The 21,046-nt window shown below is 62.5% G+C and carries 17 protein-coding genes; 15 read left to right on the plus strand and 2 right to left on the minus strand.

What is annotated here, in order from left to right:
- The first annotated feature begins 1 nt into the window (after nt 1).
- Genes RWJ89_RS03930 through murB form a run of 8 tightly spaced genes read left to right on the plus strand, consistent with a single transcriptional unit; the run spans nt 2 to nt 10,165 of the window.
- Nucleotides 2–1,522, plus strand: coding sequence for a UDP-N-acetylmuramoyl-L-alanyl-D-glutamate--2,6-diaminopimelate ligase (locus tag RWJ89_RS03930; RefSeq protein ID WP_316030599.1), 1,521 nt, complete (start codon nt 2–4; stop codon nt 1,520–1,522).
- Complete coding sequence (locus RWJ89_RS03935; RefSeq protein ID WP_316030600.1) at nt 1,519–2,952, plus strand: UDP-N-acetylmuramoylalanyl-D-glutamyl-2,6-diaminopimelate--D-alanyl-D-alanine ligase; 1,434 nt, start codon at nt 1,519–1,521, stop codon at nt 2,950–2,952. The genes RWJ89_RS03930 and RWJ89_RS03935 overlap by 4 nt, the downstream gene beginning before the upstream one ends.
- Before the next feature lie 22 nt (nt 2,953–2,974).
- Nucleotides 2,975–4,075, plus strand: coding sequence for a phospho-N-acetylmuramoyl-pentapeptide-transferase (mraY, locus tag RWJ89_RS03940; protein WP_131666291.1), 1,101 nt, complete (start codon nt 2,975–2,977; stop codon nt 4,073–4,075).
- Between the two features lie 7 nt (nt 4,076–4,082).
- Complete coding sequence (gene murD, locus RWJ89_RS03945) at nt 4,083–5,495, plus strand: UDP-N-acetylmuramoyl-L-alanine--D-glutamate ligase (RefSeq protein ID WP_316030601.1); 1,413 nt, start codon at nt 4,083–4,085, stop codon at nt 5,493–5,495.
- Between the two features lies 1 nt (nt 5,496).
- Nucleotides 5,497–6,651: a putative lipid II flippase FtsW gene (gene ftsW, locus RWJ89_RS03950; RefSeq protein ID WP_131666289.1), complete on the plus strand. Its 1,155-nt coding sequence runs from the start codon at nt 5,497–5,499 to the stop codon at nt 6,649–6,651.
- A 6-nt stretch (nt 6,652–6,657) separates the two neighbouring features.
- On the plus strand, nt 6,658–7,782 hold the full coding sequence (murG, locus tag RWJ89_RS03955; protein ID WP_316030602.1) for an undecaprenyldiphospho-muramoylpentapeptide beta-N-acetylglucosaminyltransferase: 1,125 nt from the start codon (nt 6,658–6,660) through the stop codon (nt 7,780–7,782).
- Nucleotides 7,779–9,194: a UDP-N-acetylmuramate--L-alanine ligase gene (gene murC / locus RWJ89_RS03960; RefSeq protein ID WP_077978792.1), complete on the plus strand. Its 1,416-nt coding sequence runs from the start codon at nt 7,779–7,781 to the stop codon at nt 9,192–9,194. Before murG ends, murC begins: the two co-directional genes overlap by 4 nt.
- Complete coding sequence (gene murB, locus RWJ89_RS03965; RefSeq protein ID WP_168305794.1) at nt 9,191–10,165, plus strand: UDP-N-acetylmuramate dehydrogenase; 975 nt, start codon at nt 9,191–9,193, stop codon at nt 10,163–10,165. Before murC ends, murB begins: the two co-directional genes overlap by 4 nt.
- A 4-nt stretch (nt 10,166–10,169) precedes the next feature.
- Here murB and RWJ89_RS03970 read toward each other — a convergent pair whose 3' ends face one another.
- Nucleotides 10,170–11,099 (minus strand): UDP-glucose 4-epimerase family protein, encoded by a 930-nt coding sequence (locus RWJ89_RS03970; RefSeq protein WP_168287798.1) that lies wholly within the window; start codon nt 11,097–11,099, stop codon nt 10,170–10,172.
- A 146-nt stretch (nt 11,100–11,245) separates the two neighbouring features.
- On the minus strand, nt 11,246–12,559 hold the full coding sequence (locus tag RWJ89_RS03975; RefSeq protein ID WP_168284650.1) for an MFS transporter: 1,314 nt from the start codon (nt 12,557–12,559) through the stop codon (nt 11,246–11,248).
- 200 nt (nt 12,560–12,759) lie between these two features.
- Here RWJ89_RS03975 and aqpZ point away from each other — a divergent pair, with 200 nt between their 5' ends.
- From aqpZ to RWJ89_RS04010, 7 genes are all read left to right on the plus strand, one after another.
- Nucleotides 12,760–13,467 carry an aquaporin Z gene (aqpZ, locus tag RWJ89_RS03980; protein WP_348647226.1) on the plus strand — a complete coding sequence of 236 codons (708 nt, stop codon included), beginning with the start codon at nt 12,760–12,762 and terminating at the stop codon, nt 13,465–13,467.
- A gap of 273 nt (nt 13,468–13,740) precedes the next feature.
- Nucleotides 13,741–14,667, plus strand: coding sequence for a D-alanine--D-alanine ligase (locus RWJ89_RS03985; RefSeq protein ID WP_017961294.1), 927 nt, complete (start codon nt 13,741–13,743; stop codon nt 14,665–14,667).
- Nucleotides 14,655–15,587 carry a cell division protein FtsQ/DivIB gene (locus tag RWJ89_RS03990; protein WP_131628500.1) on the plus strand — a complete coding sequence of 311 codons (933 nt, stop codon included), beginning with the start codon at nt 14,655–14,657 and terminating at the stop codon, nt 15,585–15,587. Before RWJ89_RS03985 ends, RWJ89_RS03990 begins: the two co-directional genes overlap by 13 nt.
- Complete coding sequence (gene ftsA, locus RWJ89_RS03995) at nt 15,584–16,915, plus strand: cell division protein FtsA (protein ID WP_003561012.1); 1,332 nt, start codon at nt 15,584–15,586, stop codon at nt 16,913–16,915. Before RWJ89_RS03990 ends, ftsA begins: the two co-directional genes overlap by 4 nt.
- A 55-nt stretch (nt 16,916–16,970) precedes the next feature.
- Complete coding sequence (gene ftsZ, locus RWJ89_RS04000) at nt 16,971–18,698, plus strand: cell division protein FtsZ (protein ID WP_168284653.1); 1,728 nt, start codon at nt 16,971–16,973, stop codon at nt 18,696–18,698.
- 260 nt (nt 18,699–18,958) lie between these two features.
- Nucleotides 18,959–19,915: a UDP-3-O-acyl-N-acetylglucosamine deacetylase gene (lpxC, locus tag RWJ89_RS04005; protein WP_011652789.1), complete on the plus strand. Its 957-nt coding sequence runs from the start codon at nt 18,959–18,961 to the stop codon at nt 19,913–19,915.
- A gap of 258 nt (nt 19,916–20,173) precedes the next feature.
- A complete protein-coding gene (locus RWJ89_RS04010; protein ID WP_020050822.1) occupies nt 20,174–21,043 on the plus strand; it encodes an outer membrane protein assembly factor BamD in 870 nt (289 codons plus the stop codon).
- Nucleotides 21,044–21,046 lie beyond the last annotated feature (3 nt).

The raw sequence follows: 21,046 nt of genomic DNA on the forward strand, positions 1-21,046 counted from the left end.
AATGAATATCGACGCCGATTCGCGAGGGGTGAACCGGCTTCAAGAGAGAAAAGTGCATTCGATGAAATTGCGAGACCTGGCCGGAGATCAGTTTCCGGAACTTGAAGCACAGCTCGAAGGCCCGGCAGGCCTGCTTGATATTTCAGGCCTATCTTCGGATAGCCGCAAGGTGGCGCCGGGCAATGTCTTCGTCGCGGTCGCCGGCACCAGGGCTGATGGCGCGGGCTTCATCGTGGATGCCGCCGGCCGCGGCGCTGCCGTCGCGATCGCCGCCCAAGCCGTCGATGCTTCGATCCCCGTGCTGGCGGTCAAGGAGCCGCGTCGTTTCCTTTCCATCGCCGCCGCGCGTTTCCACGGCAGGCAGCCCGACACCATGGTCGCCGTCACCGGCACGGCGGGCAAAACCTCCGTCGCTTCTTTCACCCGGCAGATCTGGGCGCATGCGGGCCACGCGGCCGCGATGATCGGCACGACGGGCGTCGTCTCACCGACGCGCAACGAATATGGCTCGCTGACGACGCCGGATCCGGTGTCGCTGCATGCGCTGCTGGCGGAACTTGCCGGAGAAGGCGTGACACATGCCGCGATGGAGGCCTCCAGCCACGGTCTCGACCAGTGCCGGCTCGACGGCGTCAGGCTTGCGGCCGCCGCCTTCACCAATCTTGGCCGAGACCACATGGATTATCATCCGACCGTCGAGGCCTACATGGCCGCCAAGATGCGGCTTTTCGATACGCTGTTGCCGGGGGGATCGCCCGCGGTGATCTTTGCCGACGATCCGTGGTCGGCGCAGGCGATCAAGGCCGCGACCGATGCCGGTCACGACATCCGTACCGTCGGGCGGAAGGGCGATTATCTCTCGTTGAAGCGCGTCGAGCACTTCCGCCACAAGCAGATGGCCGAGATCCATATCGGCGGCGAGATCTTCGAGGTGAACATTCCGCTGGCGGGCGATTTCCAGGTGGCCAACGCGCTGGTTGCAGCGGGGCTTGCCATGTCGACCGGCGTTGAGGCGAAGGTTGCAATGGCCGCGCTCGAGAAGCTCGTCGGCGCGTCCGGCCGTCTCGAACTCGTCGGCCATACAAAAGACGGCGCGCTCGCCTATGTCGACTACGCCCACAAGCCGGATGCGCTGGAAAATGTGCTGGGCTCGGTCAGACCCTTCACTACCGGTCGCGTCATCGTCGTTTTCGGCTGCGGCGGCGACCGTGACCGCGGCAAACGGCCGATCATGGGCGAAATCGCCTGCCGACTTGCCGACGTCGTTATCGTCACCGACGATAATCCGCGTTCGGAGGAGCCGGCCTCGATCCGGGCGGAGATCATGGCGGCAGCAAGCTGCGCCGCGGAAATCGCCGATCGCGCCATGGCGATCCGCGAGGCGGTCGGCATGCTGAGATCCGGCGATACGCTGATCGTCGCCGGCAAGGGGCATGAGGAAGGGCAGACGATCGGCGGCATCACCCTGCCGTTCTCCGATCATGCGGAGGTGCGCAAGGCCTTGGAGGAGTTGAAATCTTGAGCTGGCTCTGGACGACGGAAGACATGATCGCAGCGATGGCGGGGCGCCCCTTCGGCACGCTGCCCGAGGGCATCACCGGCATTTCCATCGACAGCCGCTCGATTACTCCAGGCCAAGCCTTCTTTGCGATCAAGGGCGACCGCGTCGACGGTCACGACTACGCCTCGATGGCGATGGCGAACGGCGCTTCCCTTCTCGTCGTCAGCGAGGCGAGGCTTCCCGCCATGGGCCGCCTGACGGTGCCGATGATCGTCGTGGAAGACGTGCTCGCGGCACTTGGCCGGCTCGGCCTTGCCTCGCGTGAGCGCTCGCGGGCCCGGATCATCGCGGTGACGGGATCTGTGGGAAAGACGACCACCAAGGAAATGCTGCGGCATGTGCTGTCGCCCTCCGGCAAGGTGCACGCCTCCGTCGCCTCCTTCAACAATCATTGGGGCGTGCCGCTGACGCTGGCGCGCATGCCTGAGGATACGGATTACGGCGTCTTCGAAGTCGGCATGAATCATCCCGGCGAGATTCGGCCGCTGGTGGCGATGATCCGTCCCGATGTCGCCATCATCACGACGATCGCGCCGGCGCATCTCGGCAATTTCAAGAACATCAAGGAAATCGCCGCCGCCAAGGCCGAGATCTTCGAGGGGCTCGAACCCGGTGGCCATGTCGTGCTCAACCGCGACAACGACCAGTTCAATTTCCTCGACCGCACGGCGCAGTCGCTCGGCATCGAGCATATCCATTCTTTCGGCCAGCATGCCAAGGCCGAATTCCGGCTCGCAGAATTCAACGGCTCCGACGAGAATTCGACGCTGTGGCTGACGATCGGCGGCGAGACGCTGGAGGTCGCGCTCGGCGCGCCGGGCCGCCATATCGCTGAGAATGCGCTCGCAGCGCTCGGGGTCGTCAGGATCGTCGACGCAGATATGCAGAATGCGATCGAAGCGCTTGCGACGCTGAGGCCGGAAAAGGGCAGGGGCAAACGCCACCGGCTTTCGATCGGCGGCGGCAGCTTCACGCTGATCGACGAGAGCTACAATGCCAATCCGGCCTCGATGCGCGCGGCGATCGCGCTGCTGGCAGCCTCCGAGCCGACCGGCCGCGGACGCCATATCGCCGTGCTCGGCGACATGCTTGAGATGGGCGAGTATGCGCAAAAGGTCCATACCGACCTTACCGTGCCGCTGCTTGCTGCCGGCATCGAACATGTCTGGCTCGCAGGAGCCGAGATGGCTGCGCTCAAGGAATCGTTGCCGGAAAGCGTCCATGTCGAATATCGCGAGAACACGGACGAATTGACGGATTATGTATTGAACTCGGTCGCGCCAGGCGACGTGTTGATGGTGAAATCGTCTCTGGGCATCGGTTTCGGCAAGATCGTCGCCGCGCTCCTTGACAAGTTCCCGCCATTTGCCGACACGCAACGCGAATTTTGATCGGGTAAACAAGGGGCCCTGAATGCTGATCTGGCTTGTCGAACTGTCGGAATATTTCAAATTTCTGAACCTGTTCAGATATATTACCTTCCGCACGGGGGCTGCTCTCTTCACCTCAGCACTGATCGTCTTCCTGTTCGGGCCGATGATCATCAATTCGCTGCGCATCCGGCAGGGCAAGGGCCAGCCGATCCGCGCCGACGGGCCGCAGACGCATTTCAAGAAGGCCGGCACGCCAACCATGGGCGGGCTGATGATCCTCGCCGGCATCGTCGGCGCGTCGCTGCTCTGGGCCGATCTTTCCAACGTCTATGTCGTCGCCACGCTGCTGGTGACGCTGGGCTTCGGTGCGATCGGCTTCTACGACGATTATCTCAAGGTAACGAAGCAGAGCCACATGGGCTTTTCCGGTAAGGCGCGGCTCGGTATCGAATTTGTCATCGCCGGCATCGCCGTCTATTTCATGATGCGCACCGCCCTTGCCTCGGGGATTGCCGGCTCGACCTTCGGCTCCTCGATCGCCTTTCCCTTCTTCAAGGACTTCATGATCAATATCGGCATCATGTTCGTCGTCTTCGGCGGCTTCGTCATCGTCGGCGCCGGCAATGCCGTCAATCTGACTGACGGTCTCGACGGGCTTGCCATCGTGCCTGTGATGATCGCCGCCGCCTCCTTCGGCGTCATCGCCTATCTCGCCGGCAACGTGGTGTTTGCGAACTACCTGCAGATCAATTTCGTGCCCGGCACCGGCGAACTCGCCGTCGTGCTTGGCGCCGTCATCGGCGCCGGCCTCGGCTTTCTCTGGTTCAACGCGCCGCCCGCCGCCATCTTCATGGGCGACACGGGGTCGCTGGCACTCGGCGGCACGATCGGCACCGTCGCCGTCGCCACCAAGCACGAGATCGTCATGGCAATCATCGGCGGCCTCTTCGTTATCGAGACGCTGTCGGTCATCATCCAGGTCGGTTTCTTCAAGATGACCGGCCGGCGTGTCTTCCTGATGGCGCCGATCCATCATCACTTCGAGAAGAAGGGCTGGACCGAGAGCCAGGTGGTGATCCGCTTCTGGATCGTCGCCGTCGGCCTTGCGATGCTCGGCCTTTCGACGCTGAAGCTCCGGTGAGGCAGCGATGATCCCGGTCACGACGCTCAAAGACAGGAAGGTCGCGCTCTTCGGGCTCGGAGGCTCCGGCTTTGCCACCGCCCGGGCGCTGATATCAGGCGGTGCCGAGGTGACCGCCTGGGACGACAATCCCGACAGTGTCGCCAAGGCCGCTGCCGAAGGCATCAGGACCGAAGACCTGCACAACATCGACTGGAGCCAGCAGGCGCTGTTCGTGCTGTCGCCCGGCGTGCCGCTCACCCATCCGAAACCACACTGGACCGTCGATCTTGCCCGGGCGGCGGGCGTCGATATCGTCGGCGACGTCGAACTCTTCGTGCGCGAGCGCCGTGCCCATGCGCCGGATTGCCCTTTCATCGCCATAACCGGCACCAACGGCAAGTCGACCACGACGGCGCTGATCGCCCATATCCTGAAATCATCAGGCTACGACACGCAGCTCGGCGGCAATATCGGCACGGCGGTGCTGACACTCGATCCGCCGAAGGCCGAGCGTTATTACGTCGTCGAATGCTCCTCCTACCAGATCGATCTGGCGCCGACACTGGACCCGTCTGCCGGCATCCTGCTCAACCTGACGCCCGATCATCTCGACCGTCACGGCACGATGCAGCATTATGCCGATATCAAGGAAAGGCTGGTCGCCGGCAGCGATGTCGCGATCGTCGGCGTCGACGACAGCCATTCGGCGCTGATTGCCGACCGTGTCGAGCGGGCAGGCGTCAAGGTGGTCCGCATTTCGCGCCGCAACGTGCTGGCCGACGGCATCTATGCCGAGGGCACCAAACTCATCCAGGCCGCCGGCGGCGCCATGCTGCCCTTCGCCGATCTCGACGGCATCCAGACGCTGCGTGGCAGCCATAATGCGCAGAACGCCGCCGCCGCCGTTGCCGCCTGCCTCGCGATCGGGATTTCCGCCGACGACATCCGCACCGGTCTTGCCTCGTTTCCCGGCCTCAAGCACCGCATGCAGCCGGTCGGGCAGCGTCGCCGCGTCGTTTTCGTCAACGATTCCAAGGCGACCAATGCCGATGCCGCAGCGCCGGCTCTTTCGAGCTATGATCGCATCTATTGGATCGCCGGCGGCTTGCCGAAGGCTGGCGGGATCACGACGCTTGCTCCCTATTTTCCGCGCATCGCCAAGGCCTATCTGATCGGTGAGGCGGCGGCGGAATTCGCTGCGACGCTCGGCGAGGCCGTGCCTTACGAGATCTCGGGCACGCTGGAGCGCGCCGTCGCGCATGCGGCCGCCGATGCCGAACGCGACGAAAGCGCTGCTTCGGCCGTGATGTTATCCCCGGCTTGCGCAAGCTTCGACCAGTATAAGAACTTCGAAGTCAGGGGCGAAGCTTTCGTCGACCACGTGGCAGCGCTTGACGGTATTGCGATGCTGATCGGTCCGGCAACAGGAGAGAAATGACATGGTAAGCCGCGCGGAACGTGGGCCTCTGGCCGATTGGTTCTGGACTATCGACCGCTTCTTCCTGGCAATGTTCATCTTCCTGATGGGCATCGGCTTCATGCTGTCGTTTGCGGCATCTCCTGCGGTCGCCGAGCGCATCGGGCTCGAGCCCTTCCACTTCGTCAAGCGCCATGCGGCCTTCATGATCCCTTCGATCGGCGTCATGCTCGGGCTGTCGTTCCTGACGCCACGCCAGGTGCGGCGAACCGCGATCCTGATCCTGATCATCTCGGTCGCCATGATGGTGCTGGTGCTGTTCGTCGGGCAGGAGGTCAAGGGTGGCCGGCGCTGGATCTGGATCGCCGGTCTTTCCGTCCAGCCGTCGGAATTCATGAAGCCTGCCTTCGTCGTGGTCTGCGCCTGGCTGTTTGCCGAACATGCGCGCCAGCCGGAGATCCCCGGCAATCTCTTTGCCATTATTCTGTTCGGCATCGTCGCGGCCCTTCTCGTCGCGCAACCGGACCTCGGCCAGACCATCCTGACCACGGCCGTCTGGGGGGGGATGTTCTTCATGGCCGGCATGCCATGGATCTGGATCATGCTGCTCGGTATCGGCGGCGCCGGCGGCCTGCTCAGCGCCTATTACGTCTTTCCGCACGTCGCCGGCCGAATAGACAAATTCATGACCGGCGAGGGTGATACGTTCCAGATCGATACCGCGCGCGAGGCGATCATCCGCGGCAGCTGGTTCGGCCAGGGACCGGGCGAAGGCATCGTCAAGCGCATCATCCCGGATGCGCATACCGACTTTATCTTCTCGGTCGCGGCCGAGGAGTTCGGCATCGTCTTCTGCATGGCGCTCGTCGCGCTGTTTACCGTGCTGGTACTGCGTGGCCTCTCGCATGCCTATCGCGAGCGGAACGATTTTAACCGTTTCGCCGTCGCCGGCCTGGTGCTGCAGATGGGCATCCAGTCGATCATCAATATCGGCGTCAATCTCGAACTGCTGCCGGCAAAGGGCATGACGCTGCCGCTGATTTCCTATGGCGGCTCGTCTATGGTGGCGATCTGCGTCACCGCCGGCTTCATTCTGGCGCTGACGCGCCATCGACCGGAAAAACGCGCGCAGGACCGGAGCCTCTTCCGCGTCCCGCACGGTTTGCCGGCGGAGTAGAAGACCATGAGCAAAGGCATCGTGCTGCTTGCCGCCGGAGGGACCGGCGGCCATGTGTTCCCGGCGGAAGCGCTGGCCTTCAAGCTGAAGGAGCGCGGCTATTCGGTGCATCTCGTCACGGACAGCCGGGCCGAGCGCTATGCCGGCAAGTTCCCGGCCGAGGAGATCCATGTTGTGCCGTCGGCGACGATCGGCTCGAAGAATCCGGTTGCGGTCGCCCGCTCGCTGTGGACGCTCTGGAGCGGCATGCGGGCGGCAAAGAAGCTGATCCAGCGGCTGCAACCGGTCATCGTCGTCGGTTTCGGCGGTTATCCCACCGTGCCGCCGCTGCTTGCCGCCACCCGGCTCGGAGTGCCCTCGATGATCCACGAGCAGAACGCCGTGATGGGACGCGCCAACAAGGCCTTGGCAACTCGCGTGCAGGCCATCGCCGGCGGTTTCCTGCCGGAGGGAGGCGCTGCCTTTCCGGACAAGACGGTGACGACCGGCAATCCCGTCCGCCCGGCAATCATCGCCGCGGCCGAGGTGCCTTACACGCCGTCGCATCCAGGCGAGGCCTTCAACCTCGTCGTCTTCGGCGGCAGCCAGGGCGCGCAATATTTCTCTAAGACGCTGCCGACGGCGATCAGTCTGCTCGACGACGCGTTTCGCGTGCGTCTGCGCATCACTCAGCAGGTGCGTCCCGAGGACATGGAGATGGTCAGCGGCTGCGTCGCCAGACTGGAGATGGATGCCGATATCGCCCCCTTCTTCACCGACATGGCCGAGAGGTTGGCGAGGGCGCATCTCGTCATCTGCCGTTCGGGCGCCTCGACGGTTTCGGAAATCTCCGTCATCGGCCGGCCTGCCATCCTTGTGCCTTACCCGCACGCTCTCGATCACGACCAGGCGGCGAATGCGGCGGCACTCGCTGCGACCGGTGGGGCGAAGGTGATCGCCCAGTCGGAGCTTTCGCCGGAGAAGATCGCGGCGATCCTGACGGCTGTTATGAACGATCCGGAAAAGCTCTCGCACATGGCGGCGGCGGCGAAACTCGCCGGGAAACCCGATGCAGCGAACTTGCTTGCCGACATGGTTGAGGCTATTGCCGCCAGACGGACAATAGCGGAATTCAAGAGGACACGCGCATGAAACTGCCGAAGACGATCGGTCTCGTCCATTTCATCGGCATCGGCGGCATCGGCATGAGCGGTATTGCCGAAGTGCTGCACAATCTCGGCCACAAGGTGCAGGGATCGGACCAGGCCGACAGCGCCAATGTCCAGCGCCTGCGTGACAAGGGCATCGAGGTGTTCGTCGGTCACCGAGCTGAAAACCTGGGTGAGGCCGAAGTCGTCGTTGTTTCGACGGCGATCAAGAAGAGCAATCCGGAGCTCATCGCCGCGCGCGAAAAGCTGCTGCCGGTGGTGCGCCGCGCCGAAATGCTCGCCGAGCTGATGCGCTTCCGCAATGCGATCGCCATCGGCGGCACGCATGGCAAGACGACGACCACCTCGCTGGTCGCCGCGCTGCTCGAAGCCGGCGGGCTGGACCCGACCGTCATCAATGGCGGCATCATCAATGCCTACGGCACCAATGCCCGCATGGGCGAGGGCGAGTGGATGGTGGTCGAGGCCGACGAATCGGACGGCACCTTCCTGAAGCTTCCGGCCGATGTCGCGGTCATCACCAATATCGACCCGGAACATCTCGACCATTACGGCAATTTCGACGCGGTGCGCGCCGCCTTCCGGCAGTTTGTCGAGAACGTGCCGTTCTACGGCTTCGGCGTCATGTGTCTCGACCATCCCGAGGTGCAGTCGCTGGTCGGCCGCATCGAGGACCGCAAGATCATCACCTATGGCGAGAACCCGCAGGCCGACGTGCGCTTCAAGAATGTGCGCATCGACGGCACGCGCTCTATCTTCGACGTCGAAATCCGCCGCCGCCGCACCGGCCAGGTGATCGAACTCAAGGGGCTGGTCATGCCGATGCCCGGACGGCATAATATCTCCAACGCGACGGCGGCGATTGCCGTTGCCAACCGGCTCGGCATATCGAGCGCCGATATCGCCAAGGGGCTTGCTTCCTTCGGCGGCGTCAAGCGCCGCTTCACGCTGACCGGCGAGTGGAATGGCGTGCAGATCTTCGACGATTACGGCCATCATCCGGTCGAGATCAAGGCGGTGCTGCGCGCCGCCCGAGAATCCTGCAAGGGCCGCGTCATCGCGGTCCACCAGCCGCACCGCTTTAGCCGTCTTGCGAGCCTGTTCGAGGAATTCGCCGCCTGCTTCAACGATGCCGACAGCATCTTCCTGGCACCGGTCTATGCGGCGGGGGAGGATCCGATCGAGGGTATCGATTCCGTGTCGCTAGTCTCGCGCATAAAATCCGGCGGCCATCGCGACGCCCGCTTTCTAACTTCGGCGGAGCTTCTGCCGCAGATGGTCGCGGAGGTTGCAAAGCCTGGCGATTTCGTGGTTCTGTTGGGGGCGGGGAGCATTACATCCTGGGCAGCGGCACTGCCCAAGCAACTGGAAGGCCTATCGGGAAAGTCCGTATGAAACAGGTGAATGGGGAAAAGCTTCTCGCGTCTCTCGGAGACGGTGTAAAGGATATCCGCGGCCGTATCACGCCGGATGCTCCGATGGACCGCGTCACCTGGTTCAGGGCCGGTGGCCTGGCCGAGCTGATGTTCCAGCCGCATGACATCGACGATCTCGTCGCCTTCCTGAAGATATTGCCGGAAGAGGTGCCGCTGACGGTGGTCGGCGTCGGCTCCAACATCCTGGTGCGCGACGGCGGCATTCCCGGCGTCGTGCTGCGCCTGTCGGCCAAGGGGTTCGGCTTCGTCGAGCTTGCCGGCGAAAACCGGATTCTCGCCGGCGCCATCTGCCCTGATAAACATGTAGCGGCGATGGCGATGGACAATGGCATCGGCGGCTTCCATTTCTTATACGGTATTCCCGGCGGCATCGGTGGCGCGGCGCGCATGAATGCCGGCGCCAACGGTGTGGAGACGCGGGAGCGGCTGATCGAGGTCCATGCGGTCGACCGCAAGGGCGACAAGCATGTGCTTTCCAATGCCGAGATGGGCTATTCCTATCGTCATTCGACCGCATCCACAGATCTAATCTTTACCTCCGTGCTGTTCGAGGGCTATCCGGAAGAGCGCGCGCAGATCCGCGCCGAGATGGACGCCGTGCGCAACCATCGCGAGACGGTGCAGCCGGTACGCGAAAAGACCGGCGGCTCGACCTTCAAGAACCCGGCTGGTCATTCGGCCTGGAAACTGATTGATGAGGCAGGCTGCCGCGGTCTCGTCATCGGCGGAGCGCAGATGTCGTCGCTTCACTGCAATTTCATGATCAACATGGGGCAGGCAACCGGCTATGATCTCGAATATCTGGGCGAACAGGTGCGTCGCGAGGTCTTCGAAAAAGACGGCATCAAACTCGAGTGGGAAATCAAACGCCTCGGCGTCTTCATGCCCGGCCGTGAGGTGCGTCCGTTCCACGGTGTAACGAGCGAATAACGGTTTACGTCACCGCAAGCTTCAGGCCTTCGCGCGGCGTGACGAGAGGCGACCAGCCGAGCACGTCTCGGGCATGGGATATATCGACCTGCAGGGAACCGCAAAGACGCTGGTAGACTGCGCTCTTTCCCGTGACTCTCGCGCCCATCTGCAACAGCGTTGGGGGGAAGGGGAGCAGCATCGGTTTGACACCTAGCCCTGCGGCAATCCCTTCGATAAGCCCGGGAGTCGAAAGATCTTCTCCATCGCCTGCGAGAAAGGTCTGGCCGGCTGCGCTGGGATGCTTCATCCCGGCGATGATCAGATCGACGAGATTTGGAAGCGCGACTAGTGTCCGTCGGTTCTTCAGCGACGCGAAAGGGAGCGGCATTTTCTTCCGGACAAGTCCGACGAGCAGGGCGAAATTGCCCCGCGCGCCGGGTCCATAAACGAGCGGCGGGCGAATGACCACGACCTCCATGCCTGTTCGGGCGGCGATTTCATGCAGCCCGATTTCAGTTTCCAGCTTCGAGATGCCATAGGGATCGATCGGCATTGGCGTATCGTCATGCCGGAAGGGCCGATCGTTCTCCTCGCCATTGACCTTGATACTGCTGATGAAGACGAACCTTTTTACGCCTGCGCGGGCGGCCTGTGCGGCGAGGTTCAACGTGGCGGCGGTGTTGATCCGGCGAAATTCCGCAAGCGGATCGGCTGCGCGGTCGTTCATGATGTGAACACGAGCGGCGAGATGGACGATGACATCGATACCCTCGAGAACTGCCGCCCAATCGGTTTCGCTCGTTATCTCGATGGGGAAATGCCGCACAGATGTCGGGAAGCTGGCGGCTGCAGATCGCGTCGTCACCGCAAGCTCGGATATCCGCTCTCCATGCAGTCTTTCGACGAGAGGCCCACCGACAAAGCCGGCTGCGCCGGTAATGAGGCATCGCATGATCTGTTCCCCGTTTTGCCGTGAGTGTTCCGGTTACCCGGAAGTGCCCACGGCATCAATAAAAAGCCGCGACGTTAGAGCGCCGTGCGTCCTTCCGGACGCACAAAGGACGCTCTAACACTTTCAATCCTCTTACTGCTCGAGGCTCAGACTTCCTCGCGGCCCGACAGCCGGATGCAGACCAGCGAGATCACTGCCGAGGCGGCGAGGTAGTAGCCGACATAGTCCAGACTATAATGGGTGGCGAGCCAGGTTGCGATATAAGGGGCGAGCGAAGCGCCGAAGATGCCGCCGAGGTTGAAGGTCATCGAGGCGCCGGTATAGCGCACCGTGGTCGGAAAGGGGGCGGCAAGGGCAGCGCCGATCGGACCATAGGTGAAGCCCATCAAGGCGAGGCCGATGATCGAGCACAGGAAGGCGCCTGTGAGACCGCTTGTCAACAGCGTCGCGTAGAAGAAGCCGAAGATGGTGATGGCAATCGTCGTCAGCGTCAGGATGATGCGGCGCGAATAGAGATCGGAGAGCCAGCCGGAGAGTGGGATCGTCAGGCCGAAGAAGACGACGCCGACAAGCTGGACGACCAGGAACTGCTCGCGGGAGTAACCGAGCCCACCCTTTTCCAGAGGTGTCGTACCCCAGGAGAGCGTGAAGACCGTCATCAGGTAGAACAGCACGAAGGTCGCGACGGCGATGAAGGTGCCGAGGATCAGGCTGCGCAGATGGTTACGGAAGACGACCTCGATCGGCACAGCGACGCGTTCGTGCTTTTCGACGGCTTTGCGGAATTCCGGCGTCTCGGCAATCTTCAGGCGGACATAGAGGCCGACGGCGACGAGGGCGAGGCTGGCGATGAAGGGAATGCGCCATCCGTAGTCTAGGAAATCCTCGTTGCTCATCGTTTCCGTCAGGATGAGGAAGAAGCCGGAGGAGAGGATGAAGCCGATTGGTGCGCCGAGCTGCGGGAACATGGCATACCAGCTGCGCTTGCCGGGAGGAGCGTTTTCGGTGGCAAGCAGGACGGCGCCACCCCATTCGCCGCCGAGGCCGAGGCCCTGACCGAAGCGGCAAAGCGCCAGCAACAAGGGTGCTGCGATGCCGATCGCATCATAGCCGGGCAGCATGCCGATCAGCATGGTCGAAAGCCCCATCGTCATCAGCGCGGCGACGAGCGTCGCCTTGCGGCCGATGCGGTCGCCGAAATGACCGAAAATCACGGCGCCGATGGGGCGGGCGAAAAAGGCGATCGAGAAGGTGACCAGCGACTGCAGCGTTGCGGCGTTCGTATCGCTTGCCGGGAAGAAGAGATGCGGGAAGACGAGGACGGCTGCCGTCGCGTAGACGTAGAAGTCGAAGAATTCGATGGTGGTGCCGACAAGGCTGGCGATGAGGACGCGAGCCGGAGAATTGACTTGCGTGCTGTTCGAGACAGGAGTCGGCGATGCGGAGACCGCGTCAGTCATTTTCATTCCAATCAATATTTTTATGAGTCGCCTTGGGAGGCTTGGCGGGTCTTAACGCAATTTCAGGTCTGAGAAAACGTCTCCTCGCGCCGCACGTACCGCATCTCCACCCGTTTCTCGATCCTTGCGTGAAGCTTGCCGCGGCAATGGCCGCGCGCTTGACCGGAATCAAATTGTAACGGATTCATTTAAACTCTTGGTTGAGGTTAAAGGAGGCGAGCATGCAAAAGAGTCTAGTTGCTGAGTTTCTCGGCACGTTCTGGCTGGTGTTCGGCGGATGCGGCAGTGCCGTGCTGGCCGCGGCCTATCCCGAGCTTGGAATTGGTTTTGTTGGCGTGGCCTTTGCGTTCGGTCTGACCGTGCTCACCATGGCCTATGCCGTGGGCGGCATTTCGGGCGGTCATTTCAACCCCGCCGTCTCGCTTGGCCTTACGGTTGCCGGACGGTTTCCGGCGGCGCGTCTCGTTCCCTATATCGTCGTGCAGGTTGTCGGCGCCATCGCCGCGGCGGCGCTGCTTTATCTCATCGCCAGCGGCAAGGCGGGTTTCGAACTCGGCGGATTTGCCGCCAACGGATATGGCGATCATTCCCCGGGCGGTTATTCACTGCTTTCGGCGCTGCTGATCGAAGTGCTGCTGACCATGTTCTTCCTGATCATCATCTTGGGGTCGACCAGCAGTCGGGTGCCTGCGGGCTTCGCGCCGCTTGCGATCGGCCTCGGGCTGACGCTGATCCATCTCGTTTCTATCCCCGTGACGAATACCTCGGTCAATCCGGCGCGTTCCACCGGCCAGGCGCTTTTCGTCGGCGGCTGGGCGCTGCAGCAGCTCTGGCTGTTCTGGATTGCGCCGCTTGCGGGTGGGGCGCTCGGCGGGCTTGTGTGGAAGTTCCTCGACGACGCCGACTGACTGCAAGAAACTAATCTATCCCATTGAGCCCGCGCGGTTTTTCCGTGCGGGTTTTTCTATTTTCGCGGATCGGCGACATCTTCGATCTGGCAATCGCGAAGAAGAGAAGGTTAAAAAATCAGGGGCGCGGCAAGACGAAGTTAACGAAAGTAAACACTTCATTAACCATAATGATGCTCTAATGCACCCAGGTCGGACAAAGGCCCGAAACGGCGCAGACAGCTTCGCGCAAGCGTCGATTTCGAAAATAGAAGTTATTTTTTGGGGGTGTTGATGAGTCGCAAGCATGTCGCTGTCCTGATGGGCGGATTTTCCTCGGAAAGGCCTGTCAGCCTTTCCTCGGGAAAGGCTTGCGCAGAAGCTCTCGAAGCGGAGGGCTTCGACGTGACGCGCATCGACGTGGCGCGCGACGTTTCCGAGAAACTCGCCGCGCTGAAGCCCGATGTCGTCTTCAATGCGCTTCACGGCCCGTTCGGCGAGGACGGCACCATTCAGGGCATCCTCGAATATCTCGAAATCCCCTATACGCATTCGGGCGTGCTTGCCTCGGCGCTGGCGATGGACAAGGACAAAGCGAAGCTCGTTGCCGCCGCCGCCGGCATTCCGGTGGCCGAATCGCAGGTGGTAAACCGTTTCGCCTTTCCCTCGACGCATCCAATGAAGCCGCCCTATGTGGTGAAGCCCGTCCGCGAAGGGTCGAGCTTCGGCGTCGTCATCGTCACGGAAGATCAGGCGCATCCGCCACAGATCGTCAGCTCGCCTGAATGGCGTTACGGCGAGGAGGTGATCGTCGAGCGCTATGTTTACGGTCGCGAACTCACCTGCGGCGTCATGGGTGAAACTCCCCTCGGTGTCACGGAAGTGGTGCCGCAGGGACACAATTTCTATGATTACGACTCCAAGTACGCGGCAGGTGGTTCAAAACACGTCATCCCCGCGAAAATTTCACCGAATATTTACCAAAAAATACAAACATTGTCCCTAAGGGCGCATCAGGCAATCGGTTGTCGCGGCGTCAGTCGGTCCGACTTTCGTTACGACGATCGTTTCTCCGAAGACGGCGAAATCATCTGGCTGGAGGTCAATACCCAGCCAGGCATGACTCCAACCTCGCTCGTGCCCGAAATGGCCGGTCATGCCGGCTATTCATTTGGTCAGTTTCTCCGGTGGATGGTGGAGGACGCGTCTTGTTTGCGTTGACGGTCAAGAGGATTGGGCGCCCCAGCCATCATGCCGTGCTTCCGATTGTGGAAGCCGAAGAGCGGTTCGTGCTGCCGCGCCCGCTGCGCCGGGTCACGCGCTTCCTGATCAGCCTCTGCAGTGGCCGAATCTACATTCCCGTTCATACGGGCACGGTCTCGGCGCTCGCTTTCTTAGGCGCGACGGGGCTTTACGGCATGTCGCTCGGCGGCCACACGGAAGCCGTGGCGCAGGCGACGACGACGGCCGCGGGTTTTGCGATCGAGGACGTCAAGGTCTCCGGCAATTCGGAGACCTCCGAAATCGAGATACTGCAGTTGATCGGCCTTGACGGCACGACCTCGCTGGTCGCCCTCGACGTCGATGCCGCCCGCAGGAAGATCGCGCATCTTCCCTGGGTCGAAAATGTCGAGGTCCGCAAGATTTATCCGAAGACGATCGAGGTGAAGCTCAAGGAACGTCAGGCCTATGCGATCTGGCAGCACGGGCAGGAGCTTTCCCTGATCGAGAAGAACGGCAGCGTCATTGCGCCGCTGCGCGACAACAAGTTTTCGGCGCTGCCGCTCGTCGTCGGCCGCGATGCCGAAACGGCGGCGGCTTCGCTCGACGAAGCCTTCTCGAAGTGGCCCGACGTGAAGGCCCGCGTGAAGGCCTATGTCTGGATATCCGGCCGTCGCTGGGACCTGCATATGGACAACGGCGTCGTCGTCAAGCTGCCGGAAGACGGTATCGACCAGGCACTGGCGACGCTTTCGAAGTTCGACAGGGAGCATCAGCTCCTGGAGCGGGACATTGCCGCAGTCGATCTCAGGCTGGCCGACAGAACCGCGATCCAGCTGACGCCGGAGGCGGCGATCCGCAGGCAGACGGCAGTGACGGAGCGTACGAAAGAATTGAAGAAGGCGGGGCAGAATATATGAGCTTGTTCGGTTCATCCCATTTCGGATTGCCGCGCCTGAAGCCGCTTTCGTCGAAGCGGTCACATGTCGTTTCGGTGCTCGACATCGGTTCGACCAAGGTAGTCTGCATGATCGGCCGGCTGACGCCGCGCGAGGAAAGCCAGATCCTGCCGGGCCGCACGCACAATATCGAGATCATCGGCATCGGCCACCAGCGTTCCCGCGGCATCAAGACCGGCGTCATCGCCGATCTCGACGCGTTGGAAGGCGTCATCCGCCTTGCGGTCGACGCGGCCGAGCGCATGGCCGGGCTGACCGTCGAAAGCCTGATCGTCAACCTGACGGCCGGCCGTCTCGGCAGCGATATCTACACCGCGACAATCGATCTTGGCGGCCAGGAAGTCGAGCTCAACGATCTGAAGAAGGTGCTGTCGGCCGCCTGCCAGCAGTCGCTGCGCCAGGACCGTTCGGTGCTGCACTCGCTGGCGACCGGCTTCTCGCTCGACGGCGAACGCGGCATCCGCGATCCGCTGGCGATGTATGGCGATGCGCTCGGCGTCGACATGCATGTCGTCACCGCGGAGCGCTCGGCGCTGAAGAACCTCGAGCTTAGCGTCAATCGTGCGCATCTGTCGGTCGAGGGCATCGTTGCTACGCCCTATGCATCGGGCCTTGCGGCTCTCGTCGACGACGAGGTCGAGCTCGGCTGTGCGGCGATCGATATGGGCGGCGGCACGACGACGATCTCGGTGTTTGCCGAAGGCAAGCTCGTTCATACGGATGCCGTCGGCCTCGGCGGCCATCACGTCACCACCGACCTGGCGCGCGGCCTTTCGACCCGCATCGAGGATGCGGAGCGTCTGAAGGTCGTGCATGCCTCGGCGCTTTCGAATTCCTCCGACGAGCGCGAGTTGATCTCGATCCCGCCGATCGGCGAGGACGATCGCGACCAGCCGTCGCAGGTTCCGCGGGCGCTGGTCTCGCGCATCGTATCGGCCCGTATCGAGGAGACGATGGAACTGATCCGCGACCGTATCCAGCGCTCCGGTTTCAGCCCGATCGTCGGCAAGCGCGTCGTGCTGACCGGCGGGGCGAGCCAGCTGACCGGCCTTGCCGACGTGGCGCGGCGCATTCTTGCCCGCAACGTCCGCATCGGCCGCCCGATGGGCGTCTCGGGGCTGCCGACGGCGGCCAAGGGCCCGGCCTTTTCGACGGCCGTCGGCCTGATGATCTATCCGCAGGTAGCGGACATGGAGACACATGCGTCACAGAGCGGTCTGCTCATGTCGCTTGGGGGAAATAACAGTCGCATAGCCCGCATGGGCCAGTGGCTGAAGGAAAGCTTCTGAAATTGCGTAATTGGCCGGCGTGGCGATGCGGCCAGAGAGAGAAGGAACAGGTACCATGACCATCAAGCTGCAAAAGCCTGACATCACAGAGCTGAAGCCGCGCATCACCGTGTTCGGCGTTGGCGGCGGTGGCGGCAATGCCGTCAACAACATGATTACCGCCGGCCTCCAGGGCGTCGACTTCGTCGTCGCCAACACGGATGCGCAGGCGCTGACGATGACGAAGGCCGAGCGCATCATTCAGCTCGGCGTCAACGTCACCGAAGGCCTCGGTGCCGGCTCGCAGCCGGAAGTTGGCCGCGCGGCCGCCGAGGAGTGCATCGACGAGATCGTCGATCACCTGAACGGCACGCATATGTGCTTCGTCACCGCCGGCATGGGCGGCGGCACCGGCACAGGTGCTGCCCCGGTTGTCGCACAGGCGGCCCGCAACAAGGGCATCCTGACGGTCGGCGTCGTCACCAAGCCGTTCCATTTCGAAGGCGGGCGCCGTATGCGCCTGGCCGAGATGGGCATCCAGGAACTGCAGAAGTCTGTCGATACGCTGATCGTCATTCCGAACCAGAACCTCTTCCGCATTGCCAACGACAAGACGACGTTCGCCGATGCCTTCGCCATGGCTGACCAGGTTCTCTATTCGGGCGTTGCCTGCATTACCGACCTGATGGTCAAGGAAGGCCTCATCAACCTCGACTTCGCCGACGTCCGCTCGGTGATGCGCGAGATGGGCCGCGCGATGATGGGCACCGGCGAAGCTTCCGGCTCCGGCCGCGCGCTGCAGGCCGCAGAGGCTGCGATCGCCAACCCGCTGCTCGACGAAACCTCGATGAAGGGCGCTCAAGGGTTGCTGATCTCCATTACCGGCGGTCGCGACCTCACGCTCTTCGAAGTCGACGAAGCCGCGACCCGCATCCGCGAGGAAGTCGATCCTGACGCCAACATCATCCTCGGCGCCACCTTCGACGAATCGCTCGAAGGCATCATCCGCGTCTCGGTCGTCGCAACCGGCATCGATCGGGCGATGAACGAAGCCGCCGAGCGGAACTTCCAGCCGACCGCAAGGCCTGCTATCCGTTCCTCCGCGGCTGTTGCTCCGGCAGCGGCCGCAGTTCAGCCTGCCCCCGTCATGCAGGCACCGAAGGCCATGGATCCGATCGCGCAGACCATCCGCGAAGCCGAGATGGAACGCGAGCTCGAAATTCCGGCCCCGCGTGCTGCCGCACCGCTGCAGCAGCCGGCGGCACAGCAGGAAACCTTCCGTCCGCAGAGCAAGATCTTCGCACCTGCACCGGAAGCTCCGGCAATGCGTCCTCAGGTGCAGCAGCAGGCTCCGGCGCCGGTGATGAGCCAGCCGATCCAGCAGCCCGTCCAGCAGCAGCCGGTGCAGCAGCAGCCCGTCCGGCAGGAGCCGACCATCCGTCAGGCGCCCGAACCGATGCGCATGCCGAAGGTCGAGGATTTCCCGCCCGTCGTTCAGGCCGAACTCAACCACCGCACGCAGTCGGCGTCCGCGCATGCGGCGGAAGAGCGCGGTCCGATGGGGCTGCTCAAGCGAATCACCAATTCGCTTGGCCGCCGCGACGACGACGCCGTTGCCGCCGATATGACTGCAGCACCGCCGGCCGCTTCGCAGCAGCGCCGTCCGCTGTCGCCGGAGGCAAGCCTCTACGCACCGCGTCGCGGCAACCTCGACGACCAGGGCCGCGCGGTTCCGCAGGCCCGGATGATGCAGGAAGACGACCAGCTGGAAATCCCGGCATTCCTGCGTCGCCAGTCGAACTGAGGCCGTGCTTCGGGCCTCTCATGCCCGGGATCAAGGTCCCGGGCATTGCTGTTTTTTCGCCCGTGATTCGCAAATGATTTCAATCGCGTGACTTCGTAACAAAGCGAAAGAAACAGTGATTTGGATTGGAGCGCCGGCGCACGTAAGTATGGTGCAACGAAACTGCCCCAGGAGACCTTTTGACAGGCTCCGGCTGCAGAATAAACGATGACCGCGCCGATCGGACAGGCCGCCGGTGCGGAAGAGTAAAGGCAGAATTTATGGCGATTGGCTTGCTGGGTTTTCAAACGACGGTATCGCGTCCCGTGACGCTTTCGGGCATCGGGGTCCATTCGGGCGCCGACGTTTCGATCACCCTGAACCCGGCCGAATCGGGCACCGGCGTCGTTTTCCAGCGCCTGCATGACAATGGCGATATCACCGAACTCAAGGCCGTTTCCTCGCAGGTCGGCAACACCGACCTCTGCACCGTGCTCGGCTTCTCGCCCGCCCATTCGGTTGCGACGATCGAGCATGTCATGGCCGCCGTCTATGCACTCGGCCTCGACAATGTGGTGATCGAGGTGCAGGGCTCCGAAATGCCGATCATGGACGGCAGCTCGCTGCCCTTCGTCGAGGCGATCGAGCAGGTCGGTCTCGTCTCGCTCGGCGTCAAGCGCCGCTATATCCGTATCACCAAGCCGGTGCGAATCGAGCATGGCGGCTCCTGGAGCGAATTCCGCCCCTATGACGGCACGCGCTTCGAAGTCGAGATCGATTTCGACTGCCCGCTGATCGGCCGGCAGAAGTGGGCCGGCGACATGACCGCCGCCGTCTTCAAGGCCGAGCTTTCCCGCGCCCGCACCTTCGGGTTCATGCGCGATGTCGAACGTCTCTGGGCGTCGGGCCACGCGCTCGGCTCTTCACTCGAAAATTCCGTCGTCATTTCGGACGACAACACCGTCATCAACGTCGAAGGACTGCGTTACGCCAAGGACGAATTCGTCCGCCACAAGACGCTCGATGCCGTCGGCGATCTGTCGCTTGCCGGCGCCCAGTTCATCGGCTGCTACCGTTCTTATCGCGGTGGTCACAAGATGAACGCCAATGCGCTGAAGGCGCTGCTCGCCGATTCCTCCGCCTACGAGGTGGTCGAGACGTCGACGCCGCGCCAGCGTGTCGCTGCCCGCGAACTGATCGCGGTCAGCGCTTCGGAATTCGCTCCCTGGTCGGCATGACCTCCAGCATATTCTCAAGACCAGGCCGCCTCTTTCCCGGAGGCGGTTTTTTTATGTCCGGGCGTGTCTGCGGCAATAGGCCGATGCTTGGCCGCCACAGGTCGGGAAGAAGTTGAAAAGCCGGTCATTTCTGCGGCTGCTGCCACAAAAATGCGTTAATGCCTTATCATTGCGTTGCTCTTGATGCACATTTGTGGCTAGAAACGCCAGCGAGGCGTGGCTGCCGTGGAGAGAGCGGCAGCAGTGGGGTTCTTTCGAATGGGTTATGCAGGATCTGAAGGTATGATGAAGACAGCGCGTGCTTTGTTCGCATCGCTTCTGGTGCTCAGCGCAGGCGCCTTGATCTCCGGTTGCCAGTCGGACCCCGATATCGACATCACCAAGCTCGGCCTCGAAACCGATCCGCCCGACGTGCTTTACACCCAGGGCCTTGCCAATATGAAGGCCGGCAACATGGCGGAAGCGGGGCGCAAGTTCGACGCGATCGACCGCGAGAACCCGTTCTCCGAATGGGCGCGCAAGGCGCTTGTGATGAGCACCTTCGTCAAATACCGCCAAGGCCGCTTGGACGATGCGCTTGCTTCCGGCAACCGTTACATGTCGCAGTATCCGAAGTCCCAGGATGCCGCCTATGTGCAGTATCTGATCGGTCTCACCTATTCCAAGCAGATCGTCGACGTGACGCAGGACCAGCGTGCCTCGGCCAAGACGATCGAGGCGATGCAGGCCGTCGTCGACAATTATCCGAACTCCGAATACGTCGACGACGCACAGGCCAAGATCCGCTTTGCGCGCGACCAGCTCGCCGGCAAGGAAATGCAGATCGGCCGGTATTACATGGAGCGAAAGGAATATCTCGCCGCGATCTCGCGCTTCCGCATCGTTGTCGAGAAATATCCGAATACGAACCAGATCGAAGAGGCCTTAGCGCGTCTCGTCGAAGCTTATTACTCCATGGGCATCGTCGACGAGGCGCAGACAGCCGCTGCCGTTCTCGGTCACAATTACCCCGACAGCCAGTGGTATGCTGATTCCTACAAGCTGCTGCAGAGCGGCGGTGCCGAGCCGCGTGAAAACAAGGGCTCGTGGATCGCGGCTGCGGGCAAGAAACTTCTTCTCGGTTCCTGAGGC

It is taken from the genome of Rhizobium sp. 10PS4 (assembly GCF_032464805.1).
GTDB lineage: Bacteria > Pseudomonadota > Alphaproteobacteria > Rhizobiales > Rhizobiaceae > Rhizobium > Rhizobium laguerreae.

Bases quoted from the DNA above. Each gene is read 5' to 3' on its own strand.
- RWJ89_RS03930 (WP_316030599.1), top strand. From the start codon at position 2: ATGAATATCGACGCCGATTCGCGAGGGGTGAACCGGCTTCAAGAGAGA.
- mraY (WP_131666291.1), top strand. From the start codon at position 2,975: ATGCTGATCTGGCTTGTCGAACTGTCGGAATATTTCAAATTTCTGAAC.
- murD (WP_316030601.1), top strand. From the start codon at position 4,083: ATGATCCCGGTCACGACGCTCAAAGACAGGAAGGTCGCGCTCTTCGGG.
- ftsW (WP_131666289.1), top strand. From the start codon at position 5,497: ATGGTAAGCCGCGCGGAACGTGGGCCTCTGGCCGATTGGTTCTGGACT.
- murG (WP_316030602.1), top strand. From the start codon at position 6,658: ATGAGCAAAGGCATCGTGCTGCTTGCCGCCGGAGGGACCGGCGGCCAT.
- murC (WP_077978792.1), top strand. From the start codon at position 7,779: ATGAAACTGCCGAAGACGATCGGTCTCGTCCATTTCATCGGCATCGGC.
- murB (WP_168305794.1), top strand. From the start codon at position 9,191: ATGAAACAGGTGAATGGGGAAAAGCTTCTCGCGTCTCTCGGAGACGGT.
- RWJ89_RS03970 (WP_168287798.1), bottom strand. From the start codon at position 11,099: ATGCGATGCCTCATTACCGGCGCAGCCGGCTTTGTCGGTGGGCCTCTC.
- RWJ89_RS03975 (WP_168284650.1), bottom strand. From the start codon at position 12,559: ATGACTGACGCGGTCTCCGCATCGCCGACTCCTGTCTCGAACAGCACG.
- RWJ89_RS03985 (WP_017961294.1), top strand. From the start codon at position 13,741: ATGAGTCGCAAGCATGTCGCTGTCCTGATGGGCGGATTTTCCTCGGAA.
- ftsA (WP_003561012.1), top strand. From the start codon at position 15,584: ATGAGCTTGTTCGGTTCATCCCATTTCGGATTGCCGCGCCTGAAGCCG.
- ftsZ (WP_168284653.1), top strand. From the start codon at position 16,971: ATGACCATCAAGCTGCAAAAGCCTGACATCACAGAGCTGAAGCCGCGC.
- lpxC (WP_011652789.1), top strand. From the start codon at position 18,959: ATGGCGATTGGCTTGCTGGGTTTTCAAACGACGGTATCGCGTCCCGTG.
- RWJ89_RS04010 (WP_020050822.1), top strand. From the start codon at position 20,174: ATGGGTTATGCAGGATCTGAAGGTATGATGAAGACAGCGCGTGCTTTG.